Source organism: Psychromonas ossibalaenae ATCC BAA-1528 (assembly GCF_000381745.1).
Classification (GTDB): Bacteria; Pseudomonadota; Gammaproteobacteria; order Enterobacterales; family Psychromonadaceae; genus Psychromonas; species Psychromonas ossibalaenae.
Window position 1 is genome coordinate 83965 of sequence record NZ_KB906981.1, and the last position, 11923, is coordinate 95887.

Annotated in this window: 10 protein-coding genes; 3 read left to right on the forward strand and 7 right to left on the reverse strand. The window is 40.2% G+C overall.

Features of this window, described 5'->3' with window-relative positions:
* Window positions 1-132: 132 nt before the first annotated feature.
* The 5 genes from G327_RS0109435 to G327_RS27700 all read right to left on the reverse strand — a co-directional run bounded on the left by G327_RS0109435 (window position 133) and on the right by G327_RS27700 (window position 5288).
* Window positions 133-2736 carry a TRAP transporter permease gene (locus G327_RS0109435; RefSeq protein WP_019614524.1) on the reverse strand — a complete coding sequence of 868 codons (2604 nt, stop codon included), beginning with the start codon at window positions 2734-2736 and terminating at the stop codon, window positions 133-135.
* A gap of 134 nt (window positions 2737-2870) precedes the next feature.
* Window positions 2871-3830, reverse strand: a complete 960-nt coding sequence (locus G327_RS0109440) for a TAXI family TRAP transporter solute-binding subunit (protein ID WP_019614525.1) — start codon at window positions 3828-3830, stop codon at window positions 2871-2873.
* Window positions 3831-4316: 486 nt separating this feature from the next.
* Window positions 4317-4625, reverse strand: coding sequence for a TAXI family TRAP transporter solute-binding subunit (locus G327_RS27530; RefSeq protein ID WP_342662383.1), 309 nt, complete (start codon window positions 4623-4625; stop codon window positions 4317-4319).
* A 4-nt stretch (window positions 4626-4629) separates the two neighbouring features.
* Complete coding sequence (locus tag G327_RS27695) at window positions 4630-4914, reverse strand: TAXI family TRAP transporter solute-binding subunit (RefSeq protein ID WP_281167228.1); 285 nt, start codon at window positions 4912-4914, stop codon at window positions 4630-4632.
* A gap of 20 nt (window positions 4915-4934) precedes the next feature.
* On the reverse strand, window positions 4935-5288 hold the full coding sequence (locus G327_RS27700) for a TAXI family TRAP transporter solute-binding subunit (RefSeq protein WP_019614528.1): 354 nt from the start codon (window positions 5286-5288) through the stop codon (window positions 4935-4937).
* A gap of 403 nt (window positions 5289-5691) precedes the next feature.
* Between G327_RS27700 and rihA the strand changes: the two genes are divergently transcribed.
* Window positions 5692-6657 carry a pyrimidine-specific ribonucleoside hydrolase RihA gene (gene rihA, locus G327_RS0109460; protein ID WP_019614529.1) on the forward strand — a complete coding sequence of 322 codons (966 nt, stop codon included), beginning with the start codon at window positions 5692-5694 and terminating at the stop codon, window positions 6655-6657.
* Between the two features lie 187 nt (window positions 6658-6844).
* A complete protein-coding gene (locus G327_RS0109465) occupies window positions 6845-7246 on the forward strand; it encodes a hypothetical protein (protein WP_019614530.1) in 402 nt (133 codons plus the stop codon).
* A gap of 77 nt (window positions 7247-7323) precedes the next feature.
* On the opposite strand, the gene G327_RS0109470 is transcribed toward G327_RS0109465, so the two are convergent.
* A complete protein-coding gene (locus G327_RS0109470) occupies window positions 7324-7623 on the reverse strand; it encodes a hypothetical protein (RefSeq protein ID WP_019614531.1) in 300 nt (99 codons plus the stop codon).
* Between the two features lie 355 nt (window positions 7624-7978).
* On the opposite strand from G327_RS0109470, the gene G327_RS0109475 reads away from it, so the two are divergent.
* Window positions 7979-9196 (forward strand): phosphoribosyltransferase family protein, encoded by a 1218-nt coding sequence (locus tag G327_RS0109475; protein ID WP_019614532.1) that lies wholly within the window; start codon window positions 7979-7981, stop codon window positions 9194-9196.
* 2541 nt (window positions 9197-11737) lie between these two features.
* On the opposite strand, the gene G327_RS26480 is transcribed toward G327_RS0109475, so the two are convergent.
* On the reverse strand, window positions 11738-11923 hold a 186-nt coding region (locus tag G327_RS26480; protein WP_026339199.1), incomplete at its 5' end, for an IS3 family transposase.

Sequence of the window (11923 nt, forward strand, 5' to 3'; positions counted from 1 at the left end):
GATTAAATTCAAGCATTTAACAATTCGTTGTGAAATCTCGATTTAACCCGTTAGATCTTCACCTTCACGCCTAGAATCTGCTCACCTTACGACTTGCTGATTTTTGAATCTTAAATGATAACGGGTATAGTCTTATATAGTTTGTGTTTCTGCTTCAATCGACTGAGTTTTCTGCTTACGGCGTCTGCTGCTTTGGAGCATATAGACTAACCAGGCGATAAACAGTGCTGGGATATATACCAGCTGCTTAGCAAAACGCTGATTAGGCTGCTGCGCGGCTAGAATAACCTGATCAAAATCCAGGCCGGCTTCTTCTGCTGCACTTCCCCAGCTAACCATCTCGATCACTGTTTCTCCCTGAATATTTTGTACGAGGGTTAAACCAGCTTCTTCAAGGCGCTCTTGTCCACTGCCCTGTCCGGGAATATCAAGCACAACCACGGTTTGTTTCTGCTCTCCATTCATTGTCGTGAAAGCCATCTTAAGACGGAGCTGTTCTCCGGGCTGCAGACTATCAATCACTTTAGTTATCTCACTGCCTGGGTGGTCAATGAACTCCGGCGCATAGCGATTCTGCCAGAAATCAGGACGAGCAAGTGAAAATGCAGCTAAAACCAGTAACAGTGTCTCAACAGGTTTATTACGTGCAAAAAAGTAACCTTGAATAGCTGCTGCAAAGAAACACATCGCCGTAAGGGTAACAACAAAGATAAAGGCCGCATGCCAGAAGCTGTCTATGCCCACCAGAATTATATCGGTGTTAAAGATAAACATGAAAGGTAATACAGCAGTTAACATAGCATATTTAAAGGCTTGAATACCGGTTTTAATCGGATCAGCTTTCGATATTGCTGAAGCTGCAAATGCTGCCAGGCCTACAGGAGGGGTAATATCAGCCATGATACCAAAGTAAAAAACAAACAGATGCACAGCAATAAGCGGCACTATCATACCGTGCTGTGCACCTAGAGTCATTACTACCGGCGCCATTAAACTAGATACCACAATATAGTTAGCGGTTGTCGGTAGACCTAATCCTAAAATAAGACTGATCACAGCAATAAGTACCAGCATCACCATCAAGCTGCCGCCAGACAGTACCTCTACCAGCTCGGTCATTACCGGACCAAGACCGGTTAGGGTAACTGCGCCTACGACAATGCCGGCGGCTGCTGTAGCAACACCTATGCCGATCATATTACGCGCGCCCGTTTCTAAACCGGACATCAGATCACCAACACCTAATTTAAACTGCTCACTATAGTTATTTTGTTTTCTGAAAAAAGCAAACAATGGTTTTTGTGTCACCAGAATAAACATCATAAATGCGGTGGCATAAAAAGCTGAAAGCCCTGGAGACAACTGCTCAACCATCAGGCACCAGACAAGAATGATAACCGGAAGCAGAAAGTGCAGACCTGACTTAACTGTTGGTCCTAATTCCGGTAGAGATTCGACAGGTTTAGTCGGGTCATCAACTTCTAAATCGGGATATTTTGCACTGTGTGCGGCCAGTCCTATATAAGCGCCTAAGACCAATATTGAAATAACAAAGACTGCCGTATCGCCTAAAACACTCTGTATTAAGTTGAGACCGAAATAAACAACACCGGCAAGAATAAATAGACTGGAAAGGGTAATACCTGCACGTAACAGTCGAATTTTCCAAGGTGCGGGTAGTACTGTGCGCTTAATCCCTTTAAGGTTGGCCTTCAGTGCTTCGAGATGCATGATGTACAGGAAAGTTAAATAGGCTGCAATTGCAGGAATAAAGGCGTGCTTAATAACATCCACATAGGGGATACCCACATATTCAACCATTAAAAAGGCAGCTGCTCCCATAATCGGCGGCATAATCTGCCCGTAACAAGAAGAGGCAACTTCGACAGCGCCAGCCTTTTCTGCCGGCATGCCCATGCGTTTCATTAACGGAATGGTGAAGGTACCGGTTGTTACTACATTAGCGATTGAAGAGCCAGAAATAAGCCCGGTCATTCCGGAGGCTAAAACGGCTGCTTTTGCCGGACCACCGCGCATATGACCTAGTAGAGCAAATGCCATTTTTATAAAGTAATTACCGGCGCCGGCTTTTTCCAGCAGGGCACCGAATAATACAAACAGAAAGACAAAACTGGTTGATACGCCCAGTGCAATACCAAATACACCTTCCGATGTTATCCATAGGTGACTTGCCGCTTTTGCCAGAGATGCACCACGGTGCGAAATCACTTCCGGCATTATAGGGCCGGCAAATATATACACTAAGAATACACCTGCCACTATCATAAGCGCAGGACCTAATGCACGGCGTGTTGCTTCTAAAAGCAGAAGCATGCCGGTCACGGAAGCAACGATATCCATTGTAACCGGTGCACCCGGGCGGGTAGACAGTTCCTGGTAAAATACAAAAAGGTAAACTGCAGAAGCCGCACCTGTCAGTGCAAACAACCAGTCCTGCAGCGGTACTCTTTTTCTCGGTGAATTTTTAAAAGCAGGAAACGCACTGAAGGCTAAGAACACAGCAAAAGATAAATGAATTACCCGGGCTTGAGAGTCGTTAATGATGCCGATATTGAGTGTAAATGGTAGAGGTGAGGCGTACCACAATTGAAACAACGCCCAGGTCAACGCGATAATTGAAATCAATTTCCCGCTGAACCCTTCAGGTTGACGAGCTCCAGAATCGGCATTTGCAGCCATTTCTTGTAACTGCTGTGAAGTTTGAGTATTTGGCATATAGATAAATCTTTTAAGGAATAGAAAAAACTTTTGCGAAGTTATTTAAGTTATCTTAATTTGAAGCTGTGCATAAATTAACGGCAAAAGAGGGGAGTTGAAAAGCAGCACTGAAGTGCTGCTTAAACTGCTTGTTAAAGCAAACCGGTTTCCTTAAAGTACTTCGCGGCTCCGGGATGCAGCGGTGCAGTATTACCGTCTAACATATCTGATTTTTCAATGTCAGCAAATCCAGGGTGCAGTCTGCGGAATGTATCAAAGTTGCCGAATACTGCTTTAACTGCCTGATAAATTGTCTCATCAGGCGTTTTAGCGCTGGCTACCACAGTTGCTTTGGCACCTAGTGTTGTTACTGTCTGCTCATTACCACGATACATACCGCCGGGTACATCATAAGATACGTAATACGGCGTATCTTCTACGAGTTTCTGTACAGTTGCATCATCAACGCTGACTATATTAGTTTCGCATGAAGTGGTTGCTTCTTTGATTGCGCCGTTTGGATGGCCTACAAAATAAACCATGACATCAATTTTGTTATCACAAAGTGCTTGTGCCTGCTCGGCTGCCTTAAGCTCGGAAGTCAGGCGGAAGTCTTTAGTTTCCCAGCCTTTGGCATCCATCAGAACTTCCATTGTGGCACGTTGTCCAGAGCCCGGCTCACCAATATTTACCCGCTTACCTTTAAGATCATCAAAAGTTTTTATGTTGGCATCTTTCCGCGCAACAACGGTGAACGCTTCCGTATAGATAGAGAAAACACTGCGAAGATCTTCGTATTTGCCTGCAGTTGCAAAGGCCCCTTGTCCCTTATAAGCATCGTGCTGCTGGTCCGACTGTGCAACACCTAAAGTTAACTCTCCAGCACGAAGCGTATTCAGGTTGTACACCGAACCGCCGGTACTTTCTACATTACAGCGGATACCATGATCACTATTATCTTTATTGATCAAACGACACATGCCGCCGCCGGCAGGGTAATAGACGCCAGTAACACCACCGGTACCGATAGTTAGAAATTCTTGAGCTTGGGTAAGTGGAGCCAGAGTTACTGCAGTGAAAGCAGCAGCTGCTAAAAGGGATTTATTCTTCATTTTGTATCCTCTACGAGTGTTTTTGAATTGTAACTGCCCGTAAAGCTAAATGAATTTAACAGTGATCCAGGCGGTTACATTATCATCATATTCGCCTGATCCGTGGCTGTCTTTCATCCAACAGGAATGTTAACAAAGTGTATCGTTAGTAACAGTGATGCAGCATGCGCTTCATGTAAATATAATTTTTATATCATTATATTTACACTTGAAGGGTGGGTTAAGTATCATAAACACAGCGTTCTTTACGAGCTGCCGCCCCAGAGGCAAGCGCACTTTATTGTTATGAAGTCTTAATTTTATCCGTTAGGTCTTCATCTTCACGTTTAAAGGGGGGAGCTCAGGACTGGTGATTTTCGCATCTTGTATGCTAATGGGTATATAAATCGTAATTAAATAGAGCCGTATGGACTGAGAAGTTTGTATGGATTTTCAAAGTTTGTTCAAGTTACAACTGGGAGCTGCAAAAGCAGCTCCACAATGATACTACAAAAGTAAACCTGCTTCTTTGAAGTATTTCACCGCACCAGGATGCATCGGTGCAGTATGGCCATCCAGCATATCGGATTTATCTATATCAGCTAAACCCGGGTGCATACTACGGAAAGTATCTAAGTTTTCAAACACCGCTTTAACTGTCTTGTAAATTGTCTCGGTAGATGTTTGGCTGCTGGCAATAATGGTAGCTTTAGACGCCAGGGTTGTAATTGTCTGCTCATTGCCTTGGTACGTACCACCTGGTATATCATAGGAAAAATAATGTGGTGTATCATCTATATCTATAAGCTTTTTTATCGTTTTATCGTTTTATCGTTTTATCGTCAACGCCAACTAGAGTCGTTTCACATGAGGTTGTAGCTTGCTTAACTGCGTCGTTAGGGTGACCCATGAAATATACCATAGCGTCAATTTCATTATTACAAAGTGCCTGAGCCTGCTCAGCTGCTTTTAATTCAGTTGTTAGACGGAAATCACTGTGTTCCCAGCCTTTAGCATCCATTAATATTTCCATTGTTGCACGTTGACCAGAGCCAGGCTTACCAATATATACCCGCTTGCCTCGTAAATCATTAAATGATTTGATGCCTGCATCTTTACGAGTAACTACTGTAAAAGCTTCAGTTTAATAGAGAAAACACTGCGAAGATCCTCATATTTACCGGAACTTGCAAAGGCTCCTTTACCGTTATAAGCGTCGGACTGCTGGTCTGCCTGGGTTACACCTAAGCTTATTTCACCATCTCTCAGGCTATTAATGTTATATACAGCTCCTTTGGTACTTTCTACGTTACAGCGAATACCGTGACTTCTGTTGTCTTTGTTGATCAGCCTGCATATACCGCTGCCGGCAGGATAATAAACACCGGTACCTACAGTTAGAAATTCTTTTGCATGAGTTAATGGAGCGAAAGTTACTGCAGTGAAAGCTGCCGCGGCTAAAAGCGATTTGTTCTTCATGCTGTATCCTGTACTAGAATTTTTGAGTTGTCGGCAGCATGCAGCATAAAGAAAATTTATTTAACTTTAAAGAGGGTTACGATATCGTCACCGGTGCATGTGCAGAATTTCATCCAGTAGGAATATTATCAAAATGTTAATACTGATAATAGTGATGCATTATTGACTTTATCAAATCATAATTTATCTATCACCTTTTGAGTGCATTTGTGCAGGTGCAGAACAAAAGAAAAGGACATTTAAAGGTCAGTTAATAGTGCTGTGATGCAGAGGCAATGTATTGAATATAAACTGATTTATGAGTAACAACTATAAATAGACTTATTCGAATGTGAAGGTTAGCACATTACCACTTATGACAGCATGTTAATCTATTTTTTTGTCAAAATAAAGGAGTTAGACAATGAAACGCCCGATAATTCTCGATTGTGATCCCGGCCATGATGATGCGATTGCACTTATTCTTGCACTTAGCAGTGATGCATTTTCTCCGCTTGCAGTGACCACAAGCGCCGGTAATCAGACCCCGGAAAAAACCCTTAATAACGCGCTTCGCATCCTTACCTTGTTAAAACGCAGCGATATTCCAGTCGCGGGCGGGGCACCTAAACCACTGTCTAGAGAGTTAATTATTGCCGATAGTGTGCACGGTGAAACGGGACTTGACGGTCCTAAATTACCCGATCCGGGTTTTTCTCCTGTTCCTCTAACGGCTGTTGAACTCATGGCGCTGCAGCTTAAAGAAAGCCGAGAGCCGGTCACTCTAGTGCCGACTGGACCGCTGACTAATATCGCCATACTGCTGACCAGTCACCCTGAACTTCATAATAAAATTGAGCGAATAGTGTTAATGGGTGGTGCAGCCGGCATAGGCAACTGGACACCGGCTGCTGAATTTAATATTTATGTTGATCCAGAAGCTGCTGATATTGTGTTTAAATCAGGTATCCCTATTACTATGTGCGGCCTGGATGTTACGCATCAAGCGCAGATCATGGATGAAGATATTGAGCGGATCCGCGCTATTGATAACCCTGTTGCACTATGTGTGGCAGAGCTTCTTGACTTCTTTATGGTTTATCACAGAGATCCTAAATGGGGGTTTACCGGTGCGCCGCTTCATGATCCATGTACTATCGCCTGGATGCTTAAACCTGAACTGTTTGAAGCGCAGGAATGCTGGGTTGGAATAGAAACTAAAGGCGAGTTGACTCAGGGAATGACTGTTGTTGACCGTTATCAGCTGACAGGAAATAAAAATAACGCGACCGTATTGTTTGATCTCGATAGACAAGGTTTTGTAGATCTTTTAGTTGAGCGCCTGCATGCATACAGCCGTAAAGAAAATGTATTCAGCATACTTAGATAATTAAAACTGAGTGTTTGTCCTGTTCAGGGCAAACCTCAAACCGTTCAACATAAAGCATCTTAATATGAACTTCTAAGATTTTTCCTGCTGCAGAATCCATTGTAGATTTTTGACATTGACTGCGATATATTCGCAACGTGTGACACTGTCACACGTTACTTGTCAAAATCAATATTCAGGAACCCAAATGGCAAAAGTAGTAAGCATATTTAACGACTATTACGATATTCAGGAATCATGGATCAGAAGGCAGATTGATAATCTTAAATATGATTCATTTATTGATTTAAGCATTGCGAAACAAGAGATTGAACACGAGGGACTAGTAACCTTTATTGATCATAACTCTCTGAACCAGTTTCGAGAAAATAATCTTTCAAATATTGGGAAAAAGAAGTTATCTGCAGCTTTACGAACTTATAAGAAACGTGAAAATAGAAAATTAACAACCAGGAGACTCGATATTGATATTTCTCTTCAAGCACATCGAGTACTTGAAAGTATGGCAATTGAATCCGGATTAACAAAAATTCAGATTGTTGAGAAGCTGCTTTTGACAGAAAGAGAAAAACAAATCATCAATACGTGACACTGTCACGCACAATACCTTGTTCAACTGCTGGTTAGGTGGAATGGGATAAAAGGGGGGCTTACTTTTTACGCCTCTCACTCGTCGATTCGCAATGGCATTATGCATCGCTTGATTATAGGATCCAACTGTTTGTTGATTTCTGAATCAGCGGGGATAAATCGATCTATTTCAATTAGAAACTTCATACTGAACTCATCACCATCAAAATAGAGAGGAGATTTACACAGTGTTTCCCAAAGCATATCATAACTTCCTTTGGCTAATGCATTACCCAGCGAAGAAAGGATCACCATGCCTTCTATTTGAATCTGCTCATGAAGTTCTTTTGTAAAGGTTTGGAGTACTTCGACATTCCTGATAAAGTATCTACTCATGTATACCACAAATTATTAAGTACAAGGCCGGCCTTCTTTAGTACCGCTTTTACTTTTCATAATAAGCTGCTCTAAGAAACATACTTCAACGATTCAATATTTTACCTCATTCATCAAACAGACTGTACTTGCCTGGTAGGTTACGTGTATTTGGCGTGTTTCAAATTGGTAAATTATTGCAAAGAGAGTGACAGTGTCACGTTAATGTTTAATGCTCTACTAACTTATATAAAGTGTCTGCACATAACAACTTTAACTTTGTATGTATACACAGTATCGATTAAGCAGCGATAATATTAGAATGAGCGTCTAAATTTCCCCACCTCCAATCGCCAATTTTGGTAAGGAACTGTTCATGAATTTTTTGACCAACCAGTCTAGTAATCTTGTCGTTGTAAGTAATACTTCTGACAACCCATTTGCAATTGATATAGCCTACGCTATGGGACAGCATGAAGATATTGCTGATTTGATCAGCATGAAAACCTTTATGAATTCTGAATTTTGTCCACGTTTCATTTCGGATGAACTGGATATGGATTCAATAGGTCAAACACTGACCGGCAAGACCGTGGTTATTGTCAGTACCAGCAGCCATACTAAATCTCGTCAAGAATTGGCAATGGCTAATCTGGTTATAGCCAGAACCGCTAAAGAAAATGGTGCTGGCCGCGTTGTTCTAGTTGAGCCGGATCTATTCTACAGTGCACAAGACAGAGGGGCTCATAAAAATTTAGGTGAAACAAATTTTGAACGTGACGTTAATGACATAAAAAAATTCGATGGTCAGGCATTCACTGCAAAATTATATGCACAATTATTAAAGTTCTCTGGTGTTGATACCGTGCTGACAATCCACAATCATTCCTATTCCGTGCAGCGTATTTTCGCAGACATTTTTGAGGGTGATTTCCATAATCTAATCCCTTATCAAATTTACGCTCATTATTTATTGAATAGCAATATTTTAAATTACGGCCCTGATGGTGAAGGCTTGGTATTATGCGCACCTGATAAAGGAGCCCGCGATTTCGTGAAAGAAATGTTCAATGCGCTTGGTTTATCTAAAGCAAAATTTATCATGCTCGACAAAGAACGCAGCAACGAACGCAAAGTGGATATTACCCTGCACAAAGAAAGCGAACACACCTTCGAAGATCTAGACGGCTGCAGCATTGTATTGTTTGATGATATGGTTCGCACCGGCTCTACAGTGGTAAAGTCTTGTCAGTTTTTACAAAAAATAAATCCTGAGCGAATGGTGTTTGCTGTTTCGCATTTTTATGCCAGTGACGAAGGTCGCGAGCGAATGGTTCATCCTGCCATTGGTGAAATTTTAACGCTCAATACTTTACCAACTATTCTAAACCGTGATGAACAGGGACGTTTACGTAAAAAACTCGTTGTACTTAAAGTTGAGAAATGGCTGGCACAAGAGCTTTCTAACATTTTAGATCTGCCATATCATTCAGAAGCCAATCCATACAAAATAGATATGTCTTCAAAGAACCCGCGATTTCAGCGTAAAATCTGGCACAGCGAAGAACTGTCAGATTTAAAGAAAGATAAATAGCAGGTCATAAAAAATAGTCATCAAGTATGCTCGGCATTGATCGAGCTTTTTTATGTGGTCACTGTCTTTTGTTTTGTGCGGCTGAAATACGAATGTTTGTATTGGATAGTGATCAGGACAATAAAATATGTCTGATTCCGGTTGGTTAATGCTTCATGTGCTTTCTACTTCTATACAGTACCTTGATTTGTTTACAGATTTCACGTGAGAGCGCTTAAAAATCAGACTGAAAGTTGTTAAGCCCAGTAACAACGGGCCTTTCAGAGGTGTTAGTAAGAAATGAATGATGAATTTATTCATTAATCAGCTTGTTATTGCTGACTATCTACTCATTTGAGCGTAAAACTCAGTTTCATTTATCTCTTCGAAGCTGAATAAGCACAGGCTAAGCGAGGTATAAACAAAAGGGGGCCTGTAGTAAATTTTTATCGCTAACTGTAAAAAGGCGCCGATTTACGGGTAATTAAATCGAGCTGTATGCATACACAGTGGTTAAGTAAGTGAATAAAAGGGCGCTTAGTCTATATTTTCTCCTGAAACTTCAATAATCACAGAAAAATGTTTAATTTTCACGCAAACACACAGCACCACTGTGTGTTTGAACAGTGCTGGCACGTTCCCCATGAAAAGCTGACTTATTAAATTTAAACAGCTAAGTAACCATCTAATTCAGTTAATTTATCTGATATTAACCTGGTTGATTATATAAACATTGATAATTATGGGTGCTCGGTTAAGTTCAGTTTCTGATAATCTCAGGTAATCGTCAGCTAAAAATTGATGAATTAAAAACTAGTAACCGCATTGGATTAAAGAGAATCTTAAGTGGCCAAGACATAACTTAATCATTGGTTTGTTATGATTTCATTTACAGGTAAAAACTATTAGTAGATATCTAAGTGAATTTAAACATTATTGGCCAGTGCTTAAAGTTGGTAATGAACAGCTAAGGTAATAAATCAAATTAAACAATACATGATTAGCTGTTAGAGACAGCCGTCATGATATTAAACTATAAAAAGCTGGATTTAGATTTAGCGATGAGTTTGCTGTTGTAAAATCTACAGCTAACAACAGACATAACCAGCTCAGGTTTACGTGACAGTTCATAATGAGAAATCGCAAGGTAGCTGTGTGAAATCTATGGGTAACAACAAACATAAGCCGTTCATATTTTACGTGACAGCCGATAATGAAAACGCCATAAATTAGCTGTGTATAATCTACGGGAAATGACAGACATAACAGGTTTAGATTTCATGTGAGCTAGACAATCGTTATTAAGCTATGAGTAACGGCAGAAACGAAATCATTGATTAAGCTTGATTAGGGAAGTTTGAATATGCAGGATTCTAAAGAGCAGATAATAGCACAGCGTATGAATTTGATAATTAGTGTAGATCTAAATTTATAGGTATTCACTAAGATACCCCCCTACATAACCAAACATACAACTGCGCATAATGTATATTATGTTAAATAGGGTTTGCATCTATATAGGCAATAGATAATAAACTGCTTATTCCTATCTGTTATTGAACATAATTGTATTTAACATAAAATGTATAATACACCTATCTATGCACTTTGCAGTTTGGGGATTTTTGATCTGTAAAATCTGGCTTTTTGTCTATTAAGCAGCTTTTATCTCTAATTTAGTAAATCAAATAGCTAGAATTACGGGATTTCACCCATTTCTCGATTCAAATCACTAAATATGTGTATTAAAGCGACAAAAACACCTATTTAACAGTCATTTAGTTGTATTTATTGCCTCATTCATTTTCAATGTAATTCGCTGTAACGCCCGTAAATACTAGGCTTATGGTGCGTTTGTGTGATATGTGAGCGCTCTCACGTGAAATCTGCAGCGTTATTCTGGTAATTACATACATTAAGAAAAACTGAGAACGCTAATCTATTGGTTTTACCCGTTCAACTTTTTGGTTTGATGGTTGAATTGTTTTTACGATTGTATTTTTCAGAAGCTCTCAGTTGTAGATGTTTCAATTTAATAAAATTAGATTAATACACCTTTGTGCTCGAATACAAATAAGTTATTGGGTTTGCTTACGCTCATTCGTATTAAATATTGCAGACTGTAACTGCATTAAAATGTTTTTATCTAGATAAAAATACGATTCCCACATGACTGTTAGTAGTTAAAATTATTTTAAGTGCCCTGCTAATTTGTTTTTTTATTTTGTAGAATTACTAGTTAGCATGCTCCGCGTGGGAATTCATACTTGCATCTACGACTCAATTTATATAATGCATGCCTACACTGCGCATGGAAACAAGATATCTTTGCTTGAAATAACAAAACATCAACAGATCCCCTGTTGAATTTGATCTAAATAAAGCCAGTAATAACTTTTGTTGTTTCTGGGACATTATTTTAAATACCTGGAGCAATTGGCATTTAAATCTTAGACAGACTTAGCGTAATCGTATTGTCACTTAATCACTCTTCGTTTGTAATATTTGAATCATCAAGCGTATGACCTGGTCAACTGAATTCGGTCACCCTAGTTAAGTTCGTTAAGCTACTTCTTTTAACGGTCTATCCATACGTTCAAATTCATTGGGGCTTCGATAATCAAGGTATGAATGCATTCGTTGGCAGTTGTACCACATCGTGATGTAATTCATAACATCTTGCTGAGCTGCATAGCGCGTTTGATAATTGCGCCAATGAACACGCTCCTGTTTCAAACTGCCGAAAAA